The organism is Pseudomonas xionganensis (assembly GCF_009763245.1).
GTDB classification, from domain to species: Bacteria; Pseudomonadota; Gammaproteobacteria; order Pseudomonadales; family Pseudomonadaceae; genus Aquipseudomonas; species Aquipseudomonas xionganensis.
Genome location: NZ_WKJZ01000001.1, coordinates 2,637,898 through 2,661,004 on the forward strand (window position 1 = coordinate 2,637,898; position 23,107 = coordinate 2,661,004).

21 protein-coding genes are annotated in these 23,107 nt (G+C 59.2%); 5 read left to right on the forward strand and 16 right to left on the reverse strand.

What is annotated here, in order from left to right; translation table 11 throughout:
• The 7 genes from pseB to GJV18_RS12305 all read right to left on the reverse strand — a co-directional run bounded on the left by pseB (window position 1) and on the right by GJV18_RS12305 (window position 6,966).
• Entirely contained in the window at window positions 1-999 is a 999-nt protein-coding gene (gene pseB, locus GJV18_RS12275) for a UDP-N-acetylglucosamine 4,6-dehydratase (inverting) (protein ID WP_160345803.1), read from the reverse strand.
• 22 nt (window positions 1,000-1,021) lie between these two features.
• Window positions 1,022-2,818, reverse strand: coding sequence for an ABC transporter ATP-binding protein (locus GJV18_RS12280; RefSeq protein WP_160345805.1), 1,797 nt, complete (start codon window positions 2,816-2,818; stop codon window positions 1,022-1,024).
• 336 nt (window positions 2,819-3,154) lie between these two features.
• Window positions 3,155-3,439, reverse strand: a complete 285-nt coding sequence (gene ihfB, locus GJV18_RS12285) for an integration host factor subunit beta (protein WP_160345807.1) — start codon at window positions 3,437-3,439, stop codon at window positions 3,155-3,157.
• Between the two features lie 471 nt (window positions 3,440-3,910).
• A complete protein-coding gene (locus GJV18_RS12290; RefSeq protein ID WP_160345809.1) occupies window positions 3,911-4,648 on the reverse strand; it encodes an S-methyl-5'-thioinosine phosphorylase in 738 nt (245 codons plus the stop codon).
• Window positions 4,649-4,658: 10 nt separating this feature from the next.
• The gene (gene nagZ / locus GJV18_RS12295; protein ID WP_160345811.1) at window positions 4,659-5,657 is read right to left on the reverse strand and encodes a beta-N-acetylhexosaminidase; all 999 of its coding nucleotides are present in this window, start codon (window positions 5,655-5,657) and stop codon (window positions 4,659-4,661) included.
• Window positions 5,658-5,671: 14 nt separating this feature from the next.
• Window positions 5,672-6,208 (reverse strand): L,D-transpeptidase, encoded by a 537-nt coding sequence (locus tag GJV18_RS12300; RefSeq protein WP_160345813.1) that lies wholly within the window; start codon window positions 6,206-6,208, stop codon window positions 5,672-5,674.
• 50 nt (window positions 6,209-6,258) lie between these two features.
• Window positions 6,259-6,966 (reverse strand): TetR/AcrR family transcriptional regulator, encoded by a 708-nt coding sequence (locus tag GJV18_RS12305; RefSeq protein ID WP_160345815.1) that lies wholly within the window; start codon window positions 6,964-6,966, stop codon window positions 6,259-6,261.
• A 270-nt stretch (window positions 6,967-7,236) separates the two neighbouring features.
• Between GJV18_RS12305 and lexA the strand changes: the two genes are divergently transcribed.
• Window positions 7,237-7,848, forward strand: a complete 612-nt coding sequence (gene lexA, locus GJV18_RS12310; RefSeq protein ID WP_160345817.1) for a transcriptional repressor LexA — start codon at window positions 7,237-7,239, stop codon at window positions 7,846-7,848.
• Between the two features lie 10 nt (window positions 7,849-7,858).
• Window positions 7,859-8,386, forward strand: a complete 528-nt coding sequence (sulA, locus tag GJV18_RS12315) for an SOS-induced cell division inhibitor SulA (RefSeq protein ID WP_160345820.1) — start codon at window positions 7,859-7,861, stop codon at window positions 8,384-8,386.
• 92 nt (window positions 8,387-8,478) lie between these two features.
• On the opposite strand, the gene GJV18_RS12320 is transcribed toward sulA, so the two are convergent.
• The 6 genes from GJV18_RS12320 to fadB form a co-directional block, all read right to left on the reverse strand.
• The gene (locus tag GJV18_RS12320; protein WP_160345821.1) at window positions 8,479-8,712 is read right to left on the reverse strand and encodes a hypothetical protein; all 234 of its coding nucleotides are present in this window, start codon (window positions 8,710-8,712) and stop codon (window positions 8,479-8,481) included.
• A gap of 166 nt (window positions 8,713-8,878) precedes the next feature.
• Window positions 8,879-9,394, reverse strand: coding sequence for a DUF6586 family protein (locus GJV18_RS12325; protein ID WP_160345823.1), 516 nt, complete (start codon window positions 9,392-9,394; stop codon window positions 8,879-8,881).
• Window positions 9,395-9,473: 79 nt separating this feature from the next.
• Complete coding sequence (gene topA, locus GJV18_RS12330; RefSeq protein ID WP_160345825.1) at window positions 9,474-12,083, reverse strand: type I DNA topoisomerase; 2,610 nt, start codon at window positions 12,081-12,083, stop codon at window positions 9,474-9,476.
• Between the two features lie 125 nt (window positions 12,084-12,208).
• Window positions 12,209-12,445 carry a DUF1653 domain-containing protein gene (locus tag GJV18_RS12335; RefSeq protein ID WP_160345827.1) on the reverse strand — a complete coding sequence of 79 codons (237 nt, stop codon included), beginning with the start codon at window positions 12,443-12,445 and terminating at the stop codon, window positions 12,209-12,211.
• 84 nt (window positions 12,446-12,529) lie between these two features.
• Complete coding sequence (gene fadA / locus GJV18_RS12340; protein WP_160345829.1) at window positions 12,530-13,705, reverse strand: acetyl-CoA C-acyltransferase FadA; 1,176 nt, start codon at window positions 13,703-13,705, stop codon at window positions 12,530-12,532.
• 30 nt (window positions 13,706-13,735) lie between these two features.
• Window positions 13,736-15,883 carry a fatty acid oxidation complex subunit alpha FadB gene (gene fadB, locus GJV18_RS12345; protein ID WP_160345831.1) on the reverse strand — a complete coding sequence of 716 codons (2,148 nt, stop codon included), beginning with the start codon at window positions 15,881-15,883 and terminating at the stop codon, window positions 13,736-13,738.
• Window positions 15,884-16,361: 478 nt separating this feature from the next.
• Here fadB and GJV18_RS12350 point away from each other — a divergent pair, with 478 nt between their 5' ends.
• Window positions 16,362-17,177 (forward strand): hypothetical protein, encoded by an 816-nt coding sequence (locus GJV18_RS12350; RefSeq protein ID WP_160345833.1) that lies wholly within the window; start codon window positions 16,362-16,364, stop codon window positions 17,175-17,177.
• A gap of 95 nt (window positions 17,178-17,272) precedes the next feature.
• On the opposite strand, the gene GJV18_RS12355 is transcribed toward GJV18_RS12350, so the two are convergent.
• Window positions 17,273-17,710: a hypothetical protein gene (locus GJV18_RS12355; RefSeq protein ID WP_160345835.1), complete on the reverse strand. Its 438-nt coding sequence runs from the start codon at window positions 17,708-17,710 to the stop codon at window positions 17,273-17,275.
• Between the two features lie 87 nt (window positions 17,711-17,797).
• On the opposite strand from GJV18_RS12355, the gene GJV18_RS12360 reads away from it, so the two are divergent.
• Window positions 17,798-18,238 (forward strand): universal stress protein, encoded by a 441-nt coding sequence (locus GJV18_RS12360; protein WP_160345837.1) that lies wholly within the window; start codon window positions 17,798-17,800, stop codon window positions 18,236-18,238.
• Window positions 18,239-18,280: 42 nt separating this feature from the next.
• On the opposite strand, the gene GJV18_RS12365 is transcribed toward GJV18_RS12360, so the two are convergent.
• Window positions 18,281-18,967 (reverse strand): DUF6901 family protein, encoded by a 687-nt coding sequence (locus GJV18_RS12365; protein ID WP_160345839.1) that lies wholly within the window; start codon window positions 18,965-18,967, stop codon window positions 18,281-18,283.
• 44 nt (window positions 18,968-19,011) lie between these two features.
• The gene (locus tag GJV18_RS12370) at window positions 19,012-20,937 is read right to left on the reverse strand and encodes an ATP-binding cassette domain-containing protein (RefSeq protein WP_160345841.1); all 1,926 of its coding nucleotides are present in this window, start codon (window positions 20,935-20,937) and stop codon (window positions 19,012-19,014) included.
• A gap of 229 nt (window positions 20,938-21,166) precedes the next feature.
• Between GJV18_RS12370 and GJV18_RS12375 the strand changes: the two genes are divergently transcribed.
• The gene (locus tag GJV18_RS12375) at window positions 21,167-23,092 is read left to right on the forward strand and encodes a transglycosylase SLT domain-containing protein (protein ID WP_160345843.1); all 1,926 of its coding nucleotides are present in this window, start codon (window positions 21,167-21,169) and stop codon (window positions 23,090-23,092) included.
• The last annotated feature ends 15 nt before the right edge of the window (window positions 23,093-23,107 follow it).

Consider the following 23,107-nt stretch of genomic DNA (forward strand, 5'->3'; position numbering starts at 1 on the left):
TCAGATGCTCCCGATCTTTTCGCGGTTCTGCTCGATCCACTGCTCCAGGGCCTTATCGCTCATCCACTCAGTGTTGTTGTCACTGGCGTAGACGAAGCCTTCCGGAACTTTCTTGCCATCTTTGATGCGCTTGGGGCAAGTCGCCCAATCATTGATCACCGGCAGGATCTTGAAATGCTCCGGGTACTCATAGGTGTAGTAGGCGTCTTCAGCGCTGATCATCTGCTCATGCAGCTTCTCGCCCGGTCGAATGCCTACCACCTTCTGTTTGGCCTCAGGTGCAACCACGCGCGCCAGATCCGTCACTTTCATCGAGGGGATCTTCTTCACATAGATTTCACCGCCCTCCATGTCCTCGAAGGCATGCCAGACCAGCTCCACACCCTCTTCCAGTGAGATCATAAAGCGTGTCATGCGTTCATCAGTGATAGGCAATTCACCCTTGTCCTTGATGGACATAAAGAAGGGGATGACCGAGCCCCGCGAGCCCATTACGTTGCCATAACGCACCACGGCCATACGGGTTTCATGCCCACCGGCATAAGAGTTACCCGCCACGAAGAGCTTGTCTGAGGCCAACTTGGTGGCGCCATAGAGGTTGATCGGACTGCTGGCTTTATCGGTAGACAGCGCAACAACGCGCTTCACACCCTTGTCGATGCAGGCATCGATCAGGTTCATGGCACCGTTGATATTGGTCTTGATGCACTCGAATGGATTGTACTCGGCAGTCGGGACAATTTTGGTGGCCGCGGCATGCACCACGTAATCTACGCCGTCAAGGGCACGGTAAAGACGCTCCTTGTCGCGTACGTCACCAATAAAGAAACGTACGCGGTTATCCCCCTCAAACTTCTTGGCCATCTCCCATTGCTTCATCTCATCACGAGAGAAGATGATGATTTTCTTAGGGTTGTACTTGGCCAGCGTCATTGGCACAAAGGTGTTGCCGAAAGAGCCAGTACCGCCGGTTATCAGAATGGTTTTGTCATTGAACACTGCTTGCTGCTCCAATTCAGACTTAAGCGTTGACCAAGCGGCTGAACTCACCGCTGCCAGCTATGAGGCTCTCATAAGTACCCTGAGCCACAAGCTCACCCTTATCGAGCATATACACTGCATCACAGTGCTGTACGGTGGTCAGACGATGGGCAATCAGGATGATTGTTTTGTGCCCTGCCAATTCGTTGATGGCTTCCATCACGGCAGCCTCGGTCGCATTATCCAGTGCACTGGTGGCCTCATCGAAAACTACAACTTCGGGGTCATGATAAAGCGCACGGGCGATACCAATACGCTGGCGCTGACCACCGGAGAGACGCACCCCTCGCTCACCGACCGACGTATCGTAGCCTTGCGGCAATTGTTCACTGATGAACTCATGGATATGCGCTGCCCGGGCGGCACGCTCGACAGCGACCATGTCGACCAACTGTGCAGGTATGCCAAAGGCAATGTTTTCGGCAAGACTAGCATCGGCCAGATAAATACTCTGTGGAACGTAACCAATATTGCGCTGCCACGCCTGCAAGGCCTCACTGCGCAGAGCTTGCCCAGCAACCCGCAGCTCGCCGCTCTGCGGCTCAAGTAAACCCAGCACCAGATCCACTGCTGTACTTTTACCTGCGCCAGTGGAGCCTACAAAGGCAATACTCGAGCCTTTGGCAATGGTCAAACTCAGATTTTTGATAGCCGGCTTGGCAACTTCAGGATAGCAATAGGTCACAGCATCCAGGCAGATGTCACCGCTTAGCCGAGGCAACCCGAGCCCCGACTGCAAGCGTGGCTTGGCCAACTGAGCAGGTGCCTCTGACAGGTCTGCATGCAGGCTGTCGAGAGCGGCGCCGTAGAACCGCAATTGCGTGCTGTTCTTGAAGATTTCCTGAAAAGCCGGAAGCATCCGATAGCCAGCAAAGGCGAATAGCGCGATAACAGGCAACGCTTCCTGCAAGCCACCATGCACGGACATCAGATACATCACTAGAACCAGGATACCGCCAAAGGCCACAGCCTGGATGCCAAAATGCGGGATATCAGCAAAAACTTTATTAATGGACTGATAATTGGCATAGCGCTCTGAAGCGTCAGCAAAACGCACCAGGTAATTTTGCTCACGCCCCATAAGGCGCAATTCTTTAATGCCATTGAGCGCTTCGTTGGCCATAACAAATCGTTGCTTGTTGACCTCTACTCGTAACTTGCCCAAACGCTTCAGGTAGGCACGACTGGAGGCATAAATCACCACGAAGGCGCCGCCAAGCACAACTGCGGCAATAACCGTCAACATGGGGTCGGCCATCAGTAGCAAGCCCAGCATCATGGCAGCCACCACAACACCAGAAACCAACTTTAGCGAAGGGATAAGTACCCCTCCAATTACTTCATTGACTTCAGAAAACAGCGTTTTGCTGAGGTCAGCCGTGTTGCGCCCCAGAAAAAAACTGTAAGGACGAGCCATATAGCCCGTAAGCAGTCGATAGGAAAAAGCATGGGCGCGCATATTGGTAAAGCGCATGATCGCGTAAGTGTTCAGTGCCTTGAGTGCCAAACTGACAACAAAAACCACAAGAACGCAGCCTGCCAGTAAAAACATAAAAGTGCGGGTATCTGCCAGCCCCGACCACTGGTATGCCTTGGCTAGATAAGCATTTGATTCAACCACTTCCGGGTTGGCCAGCACTGCCACGAACGGCATGATGGAGGCAACGCCCACTACCTCGACAAAAGCCGTCGCCAGCATAAGAAAGAAAAGAAGCTGGACACGGCGCCGCTCTTGCTTGTTGAGCAATGCCTTCAGCTTTTTGAACACGGCAAACATTCACACCTCGATTGACAAAAACACGCACCATGACTCCCAAGCAGGAGCCAAGTGACTGTTGCACACATTGCCTGCTGCGGGAGCTAGCCCCCAGGGTATGCAATCAACTGAAATCGAGAGCAGCCTTAGGTTTTAAAGGGCGATTGTCGCATGCCGCCCGCGCCCCCAACAGACCTTTTTTGTTGAGACCCGGCGCGTGAAGATCCAGCAGCTAGAAGACACGTAGGAGGCTATAGATGGGAAGAAAATAAGGACGAGACCGAAAAACGCAGCCTTTAGCGCAGTCTAAATCGCAAACTGCAGCCCAACCGTATCAACGATCATCAACAACAAGCGCTATTCATCTTCATTGACCCGGTCACGCAGTTCCTTACCCGGTTTGAAATGCGGTACAAACTTGCCGTCCAGACTGACCGACTGCCCAGTCTTGGGGTTACGCCCTACTCGCGGCGCACGATAGTGCAGCGAAAAGCTGCCAAAACCACGAATCTCGATACGATCGCCAGTGGCCAGAGCCTGGGACATTTGCTCAAGCATGGTCTTGATGGCCAACTCGACATCTTTGTTGGAAAGCTGCCCCTGATGGGTAACGATGCGTTCGATCAACTCCGACTTGGTCATGGTTTTCCCTTCTTTTTCAAGCGGCTAGATCACTAGATGAATCGGTTTTAGCATGACGCGAAGGGAATGAACAGCCTGTTGAGCGCAGACGTTGCAATCGGCAACACTGAAAAATGCCCTGACTGGCTTTTATGCTGTGCATGAACGGCGCCAATGGCTGGCGGGCTCACAGGGATCGGCAGCAAACTGAAGCCTACAGCGGGCAGATCTGAAAATGCAGGATCTGTGGGCACCCTGGAATATTGCGTTGCCGCTGCTGCCTGCCCCTCCACAGCCCCCCCCCCGCAAGCGGCAGAAGGGGTTAATAGGGGCAGCTATTAAGGTTGTGCTGTGCCAGTAGTGGTTGCGCGACCGGCATTACGAACTATGGAGCCAGCTTGCTGACGCTCCCTAGATACTATCGCCGGTACGCCGGACCCCAGCAAACAGGCACCAACACAACACAAGTTTCAGCACTGCTAATGGTTGAAATCAGCTGGTCAACACACGAGCCAGGACTGTCTTGACCTGGCTCATGCCATTTTCAAGCACGCGCTCAATAGCAGCCATGGTGATGGCCTTGCCGGATTTGCCAGCGGCTGGATTGACCACCAGTGCCAGGCAGGCGTATGGCAGGGCCAGTTCGCGAGCCAGGACAGCCTCAGGCATACCGGTCATGCCGACGATATCGCAACCATCGCGCTCCAGTCGGGCGATTTCTGCCACTGTTTCCAAACGTGGCCCCTGGGTACAACCATAGACACCGAGATCGGTAAAGTCGGCGCCACAGGCATGCAGGGCGTCCAGCAGCTTATTACGCAGCTCGGCGTCGTAGGGCTGACCGAAATCGACGTGGGTCACATGCTCCAGCTCGCCTTCGTAGAAGGTGTGCTCACGCCCGGAGGTATAGTCAATGATCTGATGCGGCACACAGAAACGCCCGGTTGCCATGGCCGCATGAATCCCACCAACTGCGTTGACCGCCACAATGGCCTTAGCCCCAGCCTCACGCAGCGCCCAGAGATTGGCGCGGTAGTTGACCTGATGCGGCGGAATGCGGTGCGGGTGGCCGTGCCGGGCAAGGAACAACACCTCATGCCCGGCGTATTCACCCTTAAGAATAGGCGCCGATGGCGCGCCATAGGGCGTATCCAGATGCAAGGCAGCGGTAATGGTCAAACCATCCAACTGGGTCAGGCCCGTACCACCGATAATGGCGTAGACAGTCATGCACTCTTCCTTAATCTATCAATTGCGCTGCACGCAAGGCGCCCATCGCCTCCTGCCAACGCGGGTTTTGTCGATACTCAACACCCGGAAAGGCTTGCCGACGCATACGTCCAAGCCCTTGCGGCACCACCACCTTAAGGCGCTGCAGAGCCTCCAGGGCCAGCTCGGCAGCACCACGATCATTGCACACCAGGCCCATATCACAGCCGGCGCTAAGTGCTGCCTCAATACGACAGGCTGCATCCCCCACCACATGCGCGCCAGCCATGGACAGATCATCACTGAAGATCACGCCCTTAAAGGCCAGCTCGCCCCGCAGAATGTCCTGCAGCCAGCGCCTGGAGAAACCTGCCGGCTGACTGTCTACCTGAGGGTAGATCACATGAGCCGGCATGACCGCAGCCAATTGCGTGCTTAGCTGAGCGAAGGGCTGCAAGTCCACGGCACGAATCTGTTCCAGGCTGCGCTCATCCACCGGAATGGCCACATGAGAATCCGCCTCGGCCCAGCCGTGGCCGGGGAAATGCTTGCCCGTGGCCGCCATGCCGGCCGCAGCCATACCACAAATAAAGGCACCGGCCAGTTGTGTGGCACGCTGGGGGTCGCCCTCAAAGGCCCGGCTACCGACCACCGCACTGCGCTGGTGATCCAGATCCAGCACCGGAGCAAAACTCAGATCCAGCCCTGCAGCCAGCACTTCGGTGGCCATCAGCCAGCCACAATGCTCGGCCAATGCCTCGGCATTGATGTTATCGGCAATCGCAAGCATCGCAGGCAAGCGGACGAATCCCTGACGCAGGCGCTGCACCCGCCCGCCCTCTTGATCCACGGCCAACAACAGATCAGGACGCACGGCTCTTATGCTGGCCGCCAGCTCGCGCACCTGACGTGGGCATTCGATGTTGCGCGCAAACAGAATCAAACCGGCGACCTCGGGCTGACGCAGGATCTGCCGATCCTCCGCAGTCAGCCAAGTACCCGCGATATCCAGCATCAATGAGCCTTGCATGCTTGAACCCACAGTCATTCCTTAATGCTTAAACAAGAGGTGCCAATGCCCAGCGGGCAGGTTGCTTCATCGATCTGCACAGCACAGTGAACAGGCACACGGGCAAATAATTCCATCAGGTCGCGATTGCGCAGGCGGATGCAGCCATGGGAGCGGGGTACGCCCATGGGCTCGGTATCCGGAGTGCCATGCAAGTAGATATAGCGGCGAAAGGTGTCGACCTGACCGAGACGATTACGCCCCCGCTCACAACCACTGAGCCAGAGAATGCGGGTCAGAATCCAGTCGCGGCCGGGAAACTGCTCATGCAGCTGGGGCGACCACACTTCCCCCGTCCAGCGCCGCCCTCGCAATACCGCCCCCAGCGGCAGCCCTTCACCGATTTTGGCTCGTACCTGATGCCGCCCCCTGGGGGTACAACCGGAGCCATTGAGCTCACCTGGTCCATTGAGTGCGGTGGAAACAGGCAAACGCAGCCGCAACTGCCCGCCGGCAAAGCCATACAGGCACTGATCCGCGAGAGAGATATGGAGAAAGTCGAGGGGCGTCATGGTGGGCTAGCTTAGCGGATAGCATCCGCCGCGCCCACCCAGATACGGCATCAAACTTTGCTGGGCGCCGTTGCAGTTTTGACACGCGGCTTGAGCTGCGCGCTGATCAGCGTCTCATCGGTCAAACCGCTTTCCGAGCGCATACCTGCCGCAAGGAAAGGCACCATCAGACGCATCACCTGCTCGATCGAGGTATTGACCCCGAAATCGGTTTCCGCCATGGCGCGCAGGGCCTTGATACCGGACATGCTGAACGCCGCCGCACCCAGCATAAAGTGCACGCGCCAGAACAGCTCAAGCGGTGGAATACGCGGCGCCGCTTCGTGCACCAACAACATGTAACGACGGAAGACCTTGCCGTAAACCTCCTCCAGATACTTGCGCAGGTGGCCCTGGCTTTGACTGAAGGCAAGCCCCAAGAGGCGCATGAAGATAGACAGGTCATTGCCGCTGCGTGGTTTGACGGCCAAGGCCAGCTCAACCAGCAGATCGAGCAACTCCTCAAGGCTCAACTTGGTATCAGGCTTGGCCAGGCGACGATCCAGCTCACGCTCCAGGTTGACGCAGAACGGCCCAAGAAAGCGCGAGAACACCGCCTGAATGAGGGCTTTCTTCGACCCAAAGTGGTAATTCACCGCTGCCAGATTGACGCCAGCCTTGCTGGTGATCAAACGCAGAGAGGTTTCAGCAAAACCTTTCTCAGCAAACAACTGCTCTGCTGCATCGAGAATGCGTTCAACGGTTTCCGACTGGGCCATGACTCTTTTCATCTGAACAAACACTTGTTTGAAACATACGTTTCAGCCGCCCGCCTTGTCAAGTCGGACAAACCACCTTATGGCCGAGCAGTCACTGGCGCTGGAAAAAAGCGTCGGGTCAAGACTAGACGAACCTCGCTCGACTGAGGTTACACGCCATGAAAACCAATGCCTGCAGCTTCACCTGCAGTACAGATCAGAAAGGAAAGATTGCCAAGCACCCATCACTGTATATAATCCCAGTTACTGTACAAAAAAACAGAGCCGACCATGCTTAAACTGACGCCACGCCAAGCCGAGATTCTCGCCTTTATCAAAGAGTGCCTTGAAGACCACGGCTACCCGCCCACCCGCGCAGAGATCGCGCAGAAGCTCGGTTTCAAATCACCCAACGCCGCCGAAGAACATCTCAAGGCGCTGGCGCGCAAGGGTGCGATCGAAATGACGCCAGGTGCCTCTCGGGGCATTCGCATTCCCGGCTTCGAACTTAATGCCGAGGAAGACCAGGGCTTGCCCGTCATCGGTCGCGTAGCCGCAGGCGCGCCCATTCTGGCTCAGCAGAACATTGAAGATGCCTGCCATATCAACCCGGACTTTTTCCGACCCAAAGCCGACTACCTGCTACGGGTGCGCGGCATGAGCATGAAAGACATCGGCATTTTTGATGGCGACCTGCTGGCCGTACATACCACCCGTGAAGCCCGTAATGGCCAGGTGGTCGTAGCGCGCATCGACGACGAAGTCACGGTCAAACGCTTCAAGCGTGAGGGCAACAAGGTCTGGTTGATTGCCGAAAACCCTGAATTCGCCCCTATCGAGGTCAACCTCGAAGAGCAGGATCTGATTATCGAAGGTTTGAGCGTTGGCGTTATCCGCCGCTAGTGGAGGATCTATGCAGTTCCCGCAGTCACTGAACCGTACGCAGTTGTCATTGTTCGAGGCCTTCGTCGCCTCAGCCCTCCCTTCCGCCAAGGCTGAAAGCCCTCGAAATCCATGGCTGGAGGATGCGCTCAGATTCGACGACAACGGTGTCTTCACGACACCCCAGCCAGTCGAAGAGACGCCGGCGTTCAGTGAGATTGTGCTGCGTGGCGCAGCGGGAAACTGCCTGAGTCTGCTTGCCCCTATCCTGCGCGAGCTCAGCGACAATCAGGACAAACGCTGGCTCACCCTGATTGCTCCGCCCAGCAGCCTGACGCAAAACTGGCTGCGTGAAGCCGGCCTTAATCGTGAACGCATCCTGCTGCTGCACCCCCGCGGCGAGCAAAGCCCGCTGCAACTGGCTCAACATGCATTGGAACTGGGCCGTAGCCATACCGTGGTCAGCTGGCTGAACCCGCTGGAGCCCAAGGCCCGCCAGACTCTGGAACAGGCTGCACAGCAAGGCCAGGCGCAAAGCCTGAATATCAGCCTAGGCTAAGGCCCTGAGGGCCTGCCGCAGGTCATATCGCAAGGTGATACACAACGCCAGAGCCGCCCAGGTGCGCGGCGCACCCTACAGTGAAACCCTGATTAATGTAGGACCCGCGGGCCTTCGTCATGCTGAAAGTTGTTTTCTGCCAGATGGCCCGCCATCTGCACACCGACATTGAACATGGCCTTGGCCACCTCCACATGCTGGCCCTGGAGAAACGCCTTGGCTTCGACAGAAAAATCCAACACCACCAGCGACTCCTCATCCTCGGCGCGGCGCAGGGCGATGCGCCCGTCAGGCAGTTCGACAATTTCCAAGAAGGATGTAGGCATAGGCTGGGCTCTCCACGAAAGGCGCGCATTGTAACAGCCGCAACCGGACAGCCCCAGCGCTCTGTCGGATGGCGCCAGTTTCACTGGCCAGGGGTAGGCGGAAAACGCTTTGTGGTTTTTTACGCCATGCACTGTTTATGCAGTGCATCACCGGCGCCCGTTACGATTACCACTCGCTTAAGGTTTCCCGAAAGCGCCGGGCCAGGGACTTGAGCGCTTGGCGCCAGTCTTCCAGGGTTTGACGAGAGAGCGGTGGTTCGTCGACCACATCCAGAGAAACTGCGCTGATCAGGGCCGGATCGGCCTTGGCAGTGCGACCTTCCTGAGGCGGGCGATGCAGTCCGGCATAGGCCTTAAGCAACTGCGCCAGCCAGCTATCGGTAGATTGCGCCAGCTCGACCAGTTCGCCCAGCTCCTGACTCGGCGCGGAAACCAGAATGTCCGCCCGCAGGTAGTGCTCGGCCTGAGGCACAGCGCTGTCTGGCAGGCGATAATAACCGGCAATTTCGTGGCAAAGTCCGAGCAGCGCGCCGTACAGATGAAACAGAGCTGCTTCACGTTCAGCCTGGATCAGGGCCAGGGCGTTCATCGCCTGCCCGTCCTCGGCCTTGGCCCAGGACTCCAGGGCCAGCCCTGCGTAGAAAAGCTTCTGGTTGGTACGGGTGTAACGTTCGTTGGCCATGGTATGCCCTCCACTGCGGCTACCTATCCAAGCACTATAACCGTGTCGCAAGCTGGGGGCGCATACCCCCAGGAGAAGATCAGCGCTTGTCTTCGACCTTCCACTTGCCACCGTCAAAGAAGGCGCGCCAGCCGCTGGGCTTGCCGTCGACCTCGGTCTGCACGTACTGCTCCTTGGTCTTGCGGCTGTAGCGAATCACCGCCGGACGGCCGTCCGGGTCCTTGGCCGGTGCATCGAGCAGGAAGTGGTACTTGGGATCGATCTCGCTCTTGTGCGGGATCAGCTCCAACACCAGCGGCGCACGGGTTTCGCGGTTCTTCGGGAACTGGCTGGCGGCCAGGAACAGACCCGAGGCGCCGTCGCGCAGGATATAGGTGTCGTTGACCTTCTCGCACTTGAGTTCGGGCATCTTCACCGGGTCCATCTTCGGTGGCGCGGCCTCGCCACTCTTGAGCAGCTTGCGGGTGTTCTTGCATTCGCTGTTGGTGCAGCCGAAGAACTTGCCAAAACGCCCGGTCTTGAGCTGCATCTGGCTGCCGCACTTGTCGCAGTCCAGGCTCGGGCCTTCATAGCCCTTGATCCGGTACTGGCCCTGCTCCACCTCATAGCCGGAGCAGTCCGGGTTATTGCCGCAAATATGCAGCTTGCGGGTTTCGTCCAGCAGGTAGGCATCCATGGCGGTGCCGCACTTCTGGCAACGATGCTTGCCCAGCAACACGCGGGACTCGGACTCGCCCTCGTCATCCGCGGCGATTTCATCGCCCGGCACCAGATTGACGGTCGCCTTGCAACGCTCTTTCGGCGGCAACGCGTAGCCGGAGCAGCCAAGGAAAACGCCGGTGGAGGCGGTACGAATGGTCATGGGCCGGCCACAGTCGCGGCACGGGATATCGGTCAGGGTCGGCTGGTTGGCGCGCATACCGCCCTCACCTGCCTCGGCCACTTCCAGCTTCTTCTTGAAATCGCCATAGAACTCGTCGAGCAGATGCTTCCACTCGCGCTCGCCCTGGGCCACATCATCCAGGTGCTCTTCCATGCCGGCGGTAAAGCCGTAGTCCATCAGGTTGGAGAAGCTTTCGCCGAGGCGCTCGGTGACGATGTCGCCCATCTTCTCCGAGTAGAAACGGCGGTTGTGCAGGGTCACATAGCCGCGATCCTGAATGGTGGAAATGATCGCCGCATAGGTCGAGGGGCGGCCGATGCCGCGCTTTTCCATTTCCTTGACCAAGCTGGCTTCGGAGTAACGTGCCGGCGGCTTGGTGAAGTGCTGGCTGGGATCGAGCTTGACCAGCTTGAGGCTCTCGCCCTGGTTCATTTCCGGCAGCACATCGTCATCGCCCGGCTTGCTCAGTTGCGGCAGCACACGGGTGTAACCGTCGAACTTGAGGATGCGACCCTTGGCGCGCAGCTCGAATTGCGCCACTGTGACGGTAACGGTGGTGGACAGGTACTCGGCCGGCGGCATCTGGCAGGCCACGAACTGACGCCAGATCAGGTCATACAGGCGCTCGGCGTCACGCTCCATGCCCGACAACTGGGTCGGCTTGAGATTGACGTCGGACGGGCGGATCGCTTCGTGGGCCTCCTGGGCGCCTTCCTTGCTGCTGTAGGCAATGGGATTGGCCGGCAGATACTTCTTGCCAAACTCACCCTCGATAAAATCACGCACCATGCTCACGGCATCGGCCGAGAGATTGGTCGAGTCGGTTCGCATATAGGTGATATAGCCAGCTTCATACAAGCGCTGGGCCATCATCATGGTCTTCTTCACGCCAAAGCCCAGGCGGTTACTGGCCGCCTGCTGCAGGGTGGAGGTAATAAAAGGTGCCGAAGGCTTACTGCTGGTCGGTTTGTCTTCGCGCTTGCTGATGCTGTAGCTGGACGCTTTCAGCGTGGCCAGGGCCGCCATGGCCTGGGCTTCGTTCAGCGGCTTGAAGACAGCGCCGTTCTCGCGGGCCACTTCGAAGCGCACATTGGCGCCCTTTGCCGTGCCAAGCTCGGCGTGCACTTCCCAATATTCTTCGGGGACGAAGGCGCGGATCTCTTTCTCGCGCTCCACCACCAACTTGACAGCTACCGACTGCACGCGACCGGCGGACAGACCGCGGGCGATCTTGGCCCACAGCAGCGGCGAGACCATATAGCCCACCACGCGGTCGAGGAAGCGCCGCGCCTGCTGGGCATTGACCCGGTTGATATCCAGCTCGCCAGGCTTGGAGAAGGCTTCCTGGATGGCTTTCTTGGTGATTTCGTTGAATACCACACGCTTGTAACGACTGTCGTCACCACCAATGGATTCGCGCAGGTGCCAGGCAATGGCCTCCCCCTCGCGGTCCAAGTCGGTTGCGAGGTAGATGGTGTCGGCATCCTTGGCCAGACGGCGCAATTCCTCGACCACCTTTTCCTTGCCCGGAAGGATCTCGTACTTGGCCTTCCAGCCATGTTCGGGATCGACCCCCATGCGGGCAAATAGCTGGCGTTTGGCCTTTTCCTTGGGCGACAGGGCCGGCGCTTCGCCCGCAGCGGCCTTGCCGCGCTTGGCCGGCTCCTTGGCCGTGCTTGCCGAACCACTGGTGGGCAGGTCACGGATATGGCCGATGCTCGACTTCACCACGTACTCGTTGCCCAAGTACTTGTTGATGGTCTTGGCCTTGGCCGGGGATTCCACGATGACCAGCGATTTACCCATGGATTGGAAAATTCCTGAAATTCGATAAAAAGAAACGGCAAGCACAGCTGAAGCCAGCAAGCGCGGCACCGCTATATATAGTGGTGGTCAAGTCGAGGTCAAGCGCGGTACACCGGCGCAGCACCCTAAGGTTTGCTGAAAAGCGCCGGTTCCGCCTGGATCAAAGCAAAGCGCGGAACCTGCTCACCGTCCACCTCGACACTTTCGCAAAACATCTCAAGGGGTCGAATCCACAGGCCGTATTCACCGTAAAGCGCCTGATAGACCACCATCTGCTGCTCGCTCTCCGAATGCCGTGCCACGCCAATTACGCGGTACTCAGGACCTTTGTAGTGGCGATAAAGGCCGGGTTGCAGCTGCATGGCAGGCTCCTTGAAAGCTATATGACAAAAATGCAAAACCGGGGCACTGGGCCCCGGTTTTCCATCAACTGACGCGAGTAAAGCTTAGACGCGTTCGAAGACGGTGGTGATGCCTTGGCCGAGACCAACGCACATGGTGGACACCCCGAAGGTACCGCCATTCTGCTTCATCACGTTGAGCAGGGTACCGGAGATACGGGCACCGGAACAACCGAAGGGGTGACCCAGGGCAATCGCGCCGCCGTACAGGTTGACCTTCTCTTCCATCTTGTCGAGCAGTTTCAGGTCCTTCAGCACAGGCAGGGCCTGGGCGGCGAAGGCTTCGTTGAGCTCGACGAAGTCGATGTCAGCCATGGTCAGGCCAGCACGCTTGAGCGCCTTCTGGGTGGACGGCACCGGGCCGTAACCCATGATCGCCGGATCCACACCGGCCACGGCCATGGCGCGAACCACGGCCATCGGCTGGATGCCCAGATCCTGAGCACGCTGAGCGCTCATCACGATCATGCAGGAAGCGCCGTCGGTGATCTGCGAGGAAGTGCCCGCAGTCACGGTGCCGCCTTTCGGGTTGAACGCCGGCTTCAGGGCCGCCAGGCTTTCCAGGGTAGTCTCCGGACGAATGGTTTCGTCGAAATCGAAGACCTTCAGGAAACCGTTCTCGTCGTAGCCTTGCATCGGGATGATTTCATCCTTGAACTTGCCTTCGACGGTGGCCTTGTGCGCCAGACGGTGCGAACGCTCACCGAATGCGTCCTGCTGCTCGCGGCTGATGCCATGCATCTTGCCGAGCATTTCTGCAGTCAGACCCATCATGCCGGAGGCCTTGGCCGCGTACAGCGACAGGTGCGGGTTCGGGTCGACACCGTGCATCATGCCGACGTGGCCCATGTGCTCCACACCGCCGACGACGAAGACGTCGCCGTTGCCGGTCTGGATGGCCTGCACGGCAGTGTGCAGGGCGCTCATGGAGGAACCACACAGGCGGCTCACGGTCTGGCCGGCGCTGGTGTGCGGGATCTGGGTCATCAACGACGCCATGCGCGCGATGTTCCAGCCCTGCTCCAGGGTCTGGTTGACGCAGCCCCAGATCACGTCTTCGACTTCAGCCGGGTCCAGCTTGGTGTTGCGTGCCAGCACGCCGCTGATCAGGTGTGCCGACATGGTTTCGGCACGGGTGTTGCGGTGCATGCCGCCTTTGGAACGACCCATCGGGGTACGGCCGAAGTCGACGATCACTGCATCTCTAGGATTCAGGCTCATAAATTCACTCTCGCTCTAGTCGTTGCGCGATCAACCGAAAAACTTCTGGCCGTTGGCGGCCATTTCGCGAAGCTTGGCAGTCGGGTGGTACAACGCGCCCAGCTCGGCATACTTGTCGGCCAGGGCGACGAATTCGGCTACACCGATGGAGTCGATGTAACGCAGCGCACCACCACGGAAGGGCGGGAAGCCGATGCCGTAGATCAAGCCCATATCGGCTTCGGCAGCGGTTTCAACAATGCCGTCTTCCAGGCAACGTACAGTTTCCATGCACAGCGGGATCATCATGAAGTTGATGATGTCTTCATCGGTCACTTCACGCTGCTCGACAACGATGGACTTGAGCAGTTCGTAAGCCTGAGGGTCCATGACCTTCTTCGGCTTGCCGCGCTTGTCCATTTCGTAGGCGTAGAAGCCCTTGCCGTTCTTCTGACCCAGTCGGTCGGCTTCGTACATCACGTCAACCGCGGTACGACCTTCAACGGCCATGCGATCCGGGAAGCCTTCGGCCATCACGTCGCGGCCATGGTGACCGGTGTCGATACCGACCACGTCGGACAGGTAGGCCGGGCCCATGGGCCAGCCGAACTTCTCCATGACCTTGTCGATGCGCACGAAGTCGACACCGAAGCCCAGCAGCTTGGAGAAGCCGCCGAAGTACGGGAACAGTACGCGGTTGACCAGGAAGCCCGGGCAGTCGTTGACCACAACCGGGGTCTTGCCCATCTTCTTGGCATAGGCAACGGTGGTGGCCACGGCCACTTCGCTGGACTTCTCGCCACGGATTACTTCAACCAGCGGCATCATGTGCACCGGGTTGAAGAAGTGCATGCCGACGAAGTTTTCCGGACGCTTGAGCGCCTGGGCCAGCAGGCTGATGGAAATGGTCGAAGTGTTGGAGGCCAGGATGGCGTCTTCACGCACCACGCCTTCCACTTCGGCCAGCACGATCTGCTTGACCTTGGGGTTCTCGACCACGGCTTCGACCACGATATCGACGTTGCCGAAATCACCGTAGGACATGGTCGGGCGAATGGCGTTGAGGGCTTCGGCCATTTTCGCCGGGGTCATGCGCCCCTTGGAAACACGGCTGCCGAGCAGCTTGCTCGCCTCATTCAGACCCATCTGGATACCCTCTTCGCGGATATCCTTCATCAGGATCGGGGTACCCTTGGAGGCCGACTGGTAGGCAATGCCGCCACCCATGATGCCGGCGCCGAGTACGGCGGCCAGTTTCACGTCTTTGGCGATTTCGTCGTGGTGCTTGGCCTTCTTCTTCAGTTCCTGGTCATTCAGGAACAGACCGATCAGGCTCTCGGCAACCGAGGTCTTGGCCAGTTTGACGAAGCCAGCAGCCTCGACTTCCAGGGCCTTGTCGCGACCGAAGTTGGCGGCTTTCTGGATGGTCTTGATGGCTTCAACCGGGGCCGGGTAGTTCGGGCCGGCCTGGCCAGACACGAAGCCCTTGGCGGTCTCGAAGCACATCATCTGCTCGATGGCATTGAGCTTGAGCTTTTCCAGCTTGGGCTGACGCTTGGCCTTGTAGTCCAGCTCGCCGGAGATGGCGCGCTTGACCAGGTCCAGCGCAGCGGCCTGCAGCTTGTCGGCGGCCACTACGGCGTCGACTGCACCCACTTTCAGGGCGTCGGCAGCCTTGTTTTCCTTGCCTGCAGCGATCCACTCGACGGCGTTATCGGTACCGATAACACGCGGCAGACGCACGGTGCCGCCGAAGCCCGGGTAGATGCCCAACTTGACTTCCGGCAGACCGACCTTGGCAGTCTCAGCAGCGACGCGATAGTCGGCTGCCAGGCACATCTCAAAACCACCGCCCAGGGCGATGCCGTTGATGGCGACTACGGTCGGAACATTGAGGTCTTCAAAATCACTGAAGATCTTGTTGGCTTCGAGGTTGCCAGCCACCAGCTCTGCATCCGGCAACTTGAAGTTGTCGACGAACTCGGTGATGTCGGCGCCGACGATAAACACGTCCTTGCCACTGGTGACAATCACGCCCTTGATCGAACCGTCAGCCTTGATGGCGTCCACGGACTGACGCAGTTCGGTCAGGGTGAGACGGTTGAACTTGTTAACGGATTCACCCTTGAGGTCGAAATTCAATTCGACGATGCCGCTCTCAAGAGCCTTAACCGTGATGGCTTTACCTTCGTAAATCATCAACTGATCTCCACGGTATGGAAGCTGAACAGTACACATCGGAGCCAACCAGCGAGCCACCCCGACGGCACAGCCGTCTCAGAGTAGCCCCAATCAGCCTGGCACACCCGCCGACGCGATAATCGGGCTGTAAAGGCGCGGTCTTAAGAGACAAACGCTCAATTCATACGCCCGTTTGATTTGGGTGTGCACACCTTCAAGGAAAAGCTGCGCGTTGTCAATTGGCCTGTAGTGGCTGATTTGCCGTACAAAAAATTACATTCAGCACAGCCAGGGAGCAGATCTACAGCTGGCGCGAATACGCGATCATCAGCGCCGATATTCAGGCATTCAACAAAATCATCGCGCAAAATTGCTGCGCGGCGCTGCCTGGATTAATAGCCTTGCTGCAGGTACAGTCGTCTCAATACGGACGTTCTAGAGCGCCTGTACGCACAACAAAAACAAAGAAGCCCAGCAGGGCATACGGAGTTGTTTAATGTCGAGCCGCACGCTTGTCATCGCCTTGAGCGCCTTATTGGCTATCGCCCTCCCATTTGCCAGCCCCGCCAGCCAGGCCGCCGAACCGGCTGAGGATCTATTGCAACTGCATCAGCTGCGCCTGAGCATGCAAAAAAGCCTGGGCGACTTTTATATGCTCAACAGCATGGAAGGTGATCAACGCTATGCACGCATGATCAATGAGTCATTGACTCAAGCGCAAAGCCACCTGAATGCACTCAAGGCCATTCCCGGGCAGGATTCGCAGAGTCTGAGGGCTCAGCTTGAGCAAGACTGGGACGGCTACAAGAACGCACTTATCGCCCTCACTGAAGCCCTCAGAACCCAGGGCTATACAGACCTCCAGCCGGTGGCCGACCTGGCTGAAAGCAACGAGCAACTGATGGGGCTGAGCCAGGAGCTGTACAGCAAGCTGCAACAGGAAAGCGGCTACAGTGTACCGCCCCTGACCCAGCGCAGCCGCGAGCAGAGCCAACTGATGCAGGCCATTACAGTGGACTATGCCGCCCGCAGCGCATCTGTCGGCGCCACGTTTATCGGCGGGGATGCACGCCCTATCGAGGAGCTGGTGAAGGAGTTCGCCAGCAAAATGACCAGCCTGGAGCGGGCTCCGCAAAATAATGCCGCACTTCGCCAGAGCTGGGACAGCGTCAACACCAAATGGCGCTATATTGAAAAGTCACTGATCAACTACAACGAAAATAGCGTGCCCTTTCTGGTGCACAAGTACTCTGCCACCATCATCCAGGGCATTGAAGAAATCGCCGCCCAGTACGCTGCCGCAACCCTCTAGCGCAGCCCCGAATCCGCTTTACCGGCCTGCCTGGCCGATTACCGAGCCCGGTCCTGGTACCGGGCTTTCTTTTGCAGCGCTGAAAGCACCCTGCATCAGGCCCGCGCTTTTAGAAAATCGGCAATCAGCTGCAGGCTATCCGCCGAGCTGCGCTCTCCCCAGCATAGTGCCACCATCTGGGCATCGGCTTCGGCCTTGTAGACGTCGGCAGGCAAACGCTGCAGCCACTCAAGCAGTTCAGCATCGCTGCAGGGCTCGCGCCATTTGTCCAGCCACTTGCCCGGCTCGGCCTGCCAGTAACACCAGCAGTCCTGACGCGCACGCCGGCCGGCGCTGTAGTACTGCGGACAGGGGCTTGGCGGCAAGAAATCCAGCCAGTACGGCCAGTCCTGAGGCATCAAGTGCATGGCCAAGCCCATGCGCCTGGCCTGCGTGCGCACATCGGCCAAGCCACGCTGGCGCCGTGACGGCACCAACCAGGCCAGCGGACTCAGGGCAAAAGCGATCAGAAGAATCGGTATCCAGGGGCTCATTGACTTGTCTCAAGGGCGAAAACCTGTCATCTGTGCCCAGGCCAGCCATAATTGATGTTAAAGGATCCCCCGAATAAGGAGTCACCCATGCCCTATCAGCATATTCTGGTCGCCGTCGACCTTACCGAGGAATGCGACCCGGTCATGCATCGCGCGCAGAAGCTGGCGACCAGCAGCGGCGCCAAGCTGTCCGTGGTGCATGTCGTCGAGCCCATGGCCATGGCCTTTGGTGGCGATGTCCCCATGGATCTGTCGATGCTCCAGCAACAGCAATTCGATCAGGCCCGCGAACAACTGAACAGCTTCGCGGGGAAATACCCGGATGTCAGCGCCGACCAGCGGCATCTGGCCTATGGTCAACCGCGCCAGGAAATCCATCGCCTGGCCGAAGAACAGGGTTGTGATCTGATCATAGTGGGCAGTCACGGCCGCCATGGCCTGGCCCTTCTACTCGGCTCAACCGCCAATGACGTGCTGCACGGTGCACCCTGTGACGTGCTGGCCGTACGCCTGAAGAAAGCCGAATAAGGTCAGCCCCGGGCGGTGCATAGCCCTGGCTATGCACCGCACTTAGTCGCTGTTCTCCCCCGAACTCATCACCAGCGGGCGGATTTTCTGCAACTGGGTCTCCAGGGAGTAGGTCATGCTTGAGGCCATGGAGAAGAACGTCAGGAAGGCCTTGAGGTTGGAATCCCCCTCGCAGGTGTCATGAATACGCTGCCAGAACGCCTGATTGACCAATTGCAGCTGCTGGAACATGCGCACCAAGCCTTTGAGCTCCCAGTCTGCATGGCGCCCTTCACGGAAGTTGAAATACTGCCGCGTCAGGTAGAGGGACACCGTACGCAGGGCAAACTCCTGATTATTGGCAAAGGGCAGATGATTCTGCGCCATGGGCCGCAGCTTGCCCAGCACCGGGCAGGCACTGGTGGCCATGATCACCCCGAGCAGGGCGCGCAGCCCCTCTTCCAGGCTGACCTGCTTGCTGTACTCACGCTCTGGCGTGCGCACCCAGACCTGAGCTTTCTTGAAGGCTGGCAGCCCCTGGAAGTCTTCAATCACCCGATGCAAGTCGACCGCCGCCGGACAGTGGCTGAAATTGTCCCGACTCAAGGGGCAATTGCTGCACTGCTGATGCTCAAGACGAGTCCAGGCCGGTGCGGCCTTGGCCGCCTCGACACTGTAGCCACGATCCAGCTCGATCCCGTAGCTGAACTGGTGGTTGTCATCGAGGGTTATACGGTATTCGATGGTCATGCTATCTCCGCCAGACTTCTTATTTTAGGGGCCAACCCGGCACGCTAGCCTTCCAGTTCGGCCCAACGCTCCACCAACTGCTCCAATTCCTGCTGCACGGCCTGCATGCGCGCCAACACTGCAGCGGTCTGCTCCGCGGCCTGCTGGTAAAAGGCCGGCTCGGCCACCTGGGCCTGCAACCTGGCCAGCTCCGCCTCCAGGCTGTCGATCTGCCCCGGAATGGCTTCCAGTTCGCGCTGCAATTTGTAGCTCAGTTTTTTCTTTGTCGCGGCAGGTGAGGCAGCAACCTCGGGCTCATTGGCGACAACCGGCGCCGCAACCACTGCCGAGGCCAGCTCGGCCTTGCCCGATTTGCTCTCGCCGACGCCCAGCAAGCGTGGCGAACCGCCCTGGCGCAACCAGTCCTGATAACCGCCGACAAACTCCTGCACCTTGCCGTCGCCTTCGAACACCAGGGTGCTGGTCACCACATTGTCGAGGAAGGCCCGGTCGTGACTGACCATCAGCACGGTGCCCGGGAAGTTGGACAGCACCTCTTCCAGCAGCTCCAGGGTTTCCACATCCAGGTCATTGGTCGGTTCGTCCAGCACCAGCAGGTTGGCCGGTTTGCTGAACAACTTGGCCAGCAACAGGCGCGCCCGCTCACCGCCGGACAACGCCTTGACCGGCGTACGGGCCCGCTGCGGACTGAACAGGAAATCGCCCAGGTAGCTCAGCACATGCCGGCTCTGACCGTCGATTTCGATAAAGTCGCGGCCTTCGGCGATGTTGTCGATCACGGTCTTTTCCAGATCAAGCTGATGGCGCAGCTGATCGAAATAGGCCACATCCAGGCGCGTGCCTTCGCTGACCTTGCCCGCAGTCGGCTGCAGGCCACCGAGCATCAGCTTGAGCAGGGTGGTCTTGCCGGTGCCGTTGGCCCCCAGCAGGCCGATGCGGTCACCGCGCTGCAGGACCATGGAAAAGTCCTTGATCAGTGCAGGGCCGCCCGGATGAGCGAAGCTGACGTGTTCCAGCACCATGACCTGCTTGCCGGATTTCTCCGCGGCATCGAGCTGGATATTGGCCTTGCCGGTGCGCTCGCGGCGCTCACTGCGCTCGGCACGCAGGGCCTTGAGGGCGCGCACACGGCCTTCGTTGCGGGTGCGGCGGGCCTTGATCCCCTGGCGAATCCACACTTCCTCCTGAGCGAGCTTCTTGTCGAACAGGGCGTTGGCGGTTTCTTCAGCGGCCAGCGCCGCCTCCTTATGCACCAGGAAGCTGGCGTAGTCGCCGTTCCAGTCGATCAGGCCGCCGCGATCCAGTTCCAGGATGCGCGTGGCCAGGTTCTGCAGGAAGGCCCGGTCGTGGGTGATAAACAGCACGGCACCCTGGAAATCGCTCAGGGCCTCTTCCAGCCAGGCGATGGCGCCGATATCCAGGTGGTTGGTCGGTTCATCGAGCAGCAACAGGTCCGGCTCTGACACCAGCGCCTGAGCCAGCAGCACCCGACGACGCCAGCCGCCGGACAGTTCGGCCAAGGTCTTGTCGGCAGGCAGCTGCAGACGGCTCAGGGTGCTGTCCACCAGCTGCTGCAGGCGCCAGCCATCGCGGGCTTCGAGGTCCTGCTGGACGTGCATCAGCTTGTCCAGATCCGCCTCGTTGTGGATGTTCTGGCTCAGGTGGTGATATTCGGCCAACAGCGCACCGACGCCATCCAGACCTTCGGCCACCACATCGAATACCGTACGTTCGTCCGCCTGGGGCAGTTCCTGGGGCAATTCGCCGATCTTCAGCCCAGGCGCGCGCCAGATCGAACCGTCATCGGGCAGCTGCACACCCTTGACCAGCTTGAGCATGCTCGACTTGCCGGTGCCGTTACGGCCGATGATGCACACCCGCTCGCCCCGGGCGATTTGCCAGGACACCTTGTCCAGCAGCGGCATCGCGCCATAAGCCAGGGAAACATCGGTCAATTTGAGCAGGGTCATGTCTTGCCTCAAGCAGCTGCGGGGTGAGCCCGAGCCTGCAAGGCCCCACTCACCCGAAAAACGTTTATGGGCGCAACCTGCCCCATAAAACCGGGCGCGCATTCTAACCTAGAAGCACTGTGCCATCGCAGGCAATTTTCGCTCACAAACCCGCACTGCATCACCCTTCTCCTACCCCGTGCATAAGACTAAGCTAGCGAGATAGAGCGTCCCTTCTCCTGGAATCATCATGCGCAGCCGTTTATTCAGTTTTGCTTCCTGCCTGCTGCTGGTCAGCCTCGGCACCTCTGCGGCCCAGGCCGCCACTCTGGCGCAGCAGCGCCAGTATTACGACCAGGCCAAAGCCGCCCTGGCCAAAGGTGACAAGGCCCCCTACCAGCGCTATGCCAGCGCCCTGCGAGATTACCCGCTGACGCCCTATCTGGCCTATGACGAGCTGACCGCCCGCCTGAAATGGGCCAGCAATGACGAAATCGAAAAATTCCTGACCGAGCATGGCGACCTGCCGCAAATCGGCTGGATGAAGCTGCGCTGGCTGCGTTGGCTGGCAGAACGCGGCGAATGGCAGACGTTCGCCAATCATTACGACCCCAGCCTCAACTTCACCGAACTGGATTGCCTGTATGGCGAATATCAGCTCAGGCACGGCATGCTCAAGGAAGGTCATGCCACCGCACAGAATCTCTGGCTGGTGGGCAAGTCCCAGCCCAATGCCTGCGACCCGCTGTTCGCCCGCTGGGCCGCCGCCGGCCATCTCACCGAACAAATGCGCTGGCAGCGTCTGAAACTGGCGGCCGAAGCACGCAATACCGGCCTGATGACCTTTCTCAGCCGCGACCTGAGCAGCCTCAAGAAACATGGCCAGCTGATGCTGGAGGTGGCCAGAAAACCCGCCATTCTCAGCCAGACCCAACGCTTCCAGCCCGCCGATGCGGCCATGGCCGATGTGGTGAGCCTGGGCCTGCGCCGCCTGTTCCGCCAGGAGCCGGACAAGGCCCTGAGCCTGCTGGACACCTACGGCAAGCGCATGCCCTTCTCCGCCGAGGAAAAGACCGCCATTGCCCGGGATATCGGCACCCTGCTGGCCAAACGCTTCGACCCCCGCGGCCTGCAGATCATGGCTCAATACGATCCACAGCTGCGCGACAACAGCGTCAGCGAATGGCGCACACGCCTGTTGCTGCGCCTGGGCCGCTGGAATGAAGCCAACCAGCTGACCCGACAGATGCCCCAGGATCTGAGCAACAGCAACCGCTGGCGCTACTGGCAGGCGCGCAGCCTGCAACTGGCTCAACCCAACAGCCAGGAGCCCAAGGCGCTGTACCAGCAGCTGGCCGGGGAGCGCGACTTCTATGGTTTTATGGCCGCCGATCAGGTGCAGGCGCCCTATCAGCTCAACAACAAACCGCTGCAGCTCAGCCCGAAAACCGTGCAAAAGGTGCGAAATGCCGCCGGTATTCGCCGGGCGATGGAGTTTTATGAGCGCGGACAGATCGACGACAGCCGCCGCGAGTGGTATCACGCCAGCCGCCTGTTCAGTCGTGACGAAACCGTGGCCCAGGCGCGCCTGGCCTATGACAAGGGCTGGTATTTCCCGGCCATTCGCACCATCAGTACCGCCCAGTACTGGGACGACCTGGAAGTGCGCTTCCCCATGGCCCACCGCGAGCACCTGGTACGCGAGGCCAAGAATCGTGATATCCACTCCAGCTGGGTATTCGCCATTACCCGCCAGGAAAGCGCCTTTATGGCCGACGCCAAGTCCCATGCCGGGGCCATGGGCCTGATGCAGCTGATGCCAGGCACCGCAAAGGAAACCGCCAAACGTTTCGGCATCCCCCTGTCCTCGCCACAGCAGGCCCTGCGCCCGGATATCAATATCCAGCTCGGCACGGCCTACATGAGCCAGATCTATGGCCAGTTCAACGGCAACCGGGTACTGGCCTCCGCGGCCTACAATGCCGGCCCCGGCCGCGTGCGTCAGTGGCTGCGTGGCGCCGACCACCTGCCCTATGACGTCTGGGTGGAGAACATCCCCTTCGACGAAACCCGCCAGTATGTGCAGAACGTGCTGTCCTACTCGGTGATCTACGGTGACAAGCTCAACGCCCCGCAGCCGCTAGTGGCCTGGCACGAGCGCTATTTCGATCAGTAATGTGGTAACAGGCTG

Excerpts from the sequence above, each read along its gene's own strand:
- GJV18_RS12280 (WP_160345805.1), bottom strand. The coding sequence starts at position 2,818 with ATGTTTGCCGTGTTCAAAAAGCTGAAGGCATTGCTCAACAAGCAAGAG.
- ihfB (WP_160345807.1), bottom strand. The coding sequence starts at position 3,439 with ATGACCAAGTCGGAGTTGATCGAACGCATCGTTACCCATCAGGGGCAG.
- GJV18_RS12290 (WP_160345809.1), bottom strand. The coding sequence starts at position 4,648 with ATGACTGTCTACGCCATTATCGGTGGTACGGGCCTGACCCAGTTGGAT.
- nagZ (WP_160345811.1), bottom strand. The coding sequence starts at position 5,657 with ATGCAAGGCTCATTGATGCTGGATATCGCGGGTACTTGGCTGACTGCG.
- GJV18_RS12300 (WP_160345813.1), bottom strand. The coding sequence starts at position 6,208 with ATGACGCCCCTCGACTTTCTCCATATCTCTCTCGCGGATCAGTGCCTG.
- GJV18_RS12305 (WP_160345815.1), bottom strand. The coding sequence starts at position 6,966 with ATGGCCCAGTCGGAAACCGTTGAACGCATTCTCGATGCAGCAGAGCAG.
- lexA (WP_160345817.1), top strand. The coding sequence starts at position 7,237 with ATGCTTAAACTGACGCCACGCCAAGCCGAGATTCTCGCCTTTATCAAA.
- sulA (WP_160345820.1), top strand. The coding sequence starts at position 7,859 with ATGCAGTTCCCGCAGTCACTGAACCGTACGCAGTTGTCATTGTTCGAG.
- GJV18_RS12320 (WP_160345821.1), bottom strand. The coding sequence starts at position 8,712 with ATGCCTACATCCTTCTTGGAAATTGTCGAACTGCCTGACGGGCGCATC.
- GJV18_RS12325 (WP_160345823.1), bottom strand. The coding sequence starts at position 9,394 with ATGGCCAACGAACGTTACACCCGTACCAACCAGAAGCTTTTCTACGCA.
- topA (WP_160345825.1), bottom strand. The coding sequence starts at position 12,083 with ATGGGTAAATCGCTGGTCATCGTGGAATCCCCGGCCAAGGCCAAGACC.
- GJV18_RS12335 (WP_160345827.1), bottom strand. The coding sequence starts at position 12,445 with ATGCAGCTGCAACCCGGCCTTTATCGCCACTACAAAGGTCCTGAGTAC.
- fadA (WP_160345829.1), bottom strand. The coding sequence starts at position 13,705 with ATGAGCCTGAATCCTAGAGATGCAGTGATCGTCGACTTCGGCCGTACC.
- fadB (WP_160345831.1), bottom strand. The coding sequence starts at position 15,883 with ATGATTTACGAAGGTAAAGCCATCACGGTTAAGGCTCTTGAGAGCGGC.
- GJV18_RS12350 (WP_160345833.1), top strand. The coding sequence starts at position 16,362 with ATGTCGAGCCGCACGCTTGTCATCGCCTTGAGCGCCTTATTGGCTATC.
- GJV18_RS12355 (WP_160345835.1), bottom strand. The coding sequence starts at position 17,710 with ATGAGCCCCTGGATACCGATTCTTCTGATCGCTTTTGCCCTGAGTCCG.
- GJV18_RS12360 (WP_160345837.1), top strand. The coding sequence starts at position 17,798 with ATGCCCTATCAGCATATTCTGGTCGCCGTCGACCTTACCGAGGAATGC.
- GJV18_RS12365 (WP_160345839.1), bottom strand. The coding sequence starts at position 18,967 with ATGACCATCGAATACCGTATAACCCTCGATGACAACCACCAGTTCAGC.
- GJV18_RS12370 (WP_160345841.1), bottom strand. The coding sequence starts at position 20,937 with ATGACCCTGCTCAAATTGACCGATGTTTCCCTGGCTTATGGCGCGATG.
- GJV18_RS12375 (WP_160345843.1), top strand. The coding sequence starts at position 21,167 with ATGCGCAGCCGTTTATTCAGTTTTGCTTCCTGCCTGCTGCTGGTCAGC.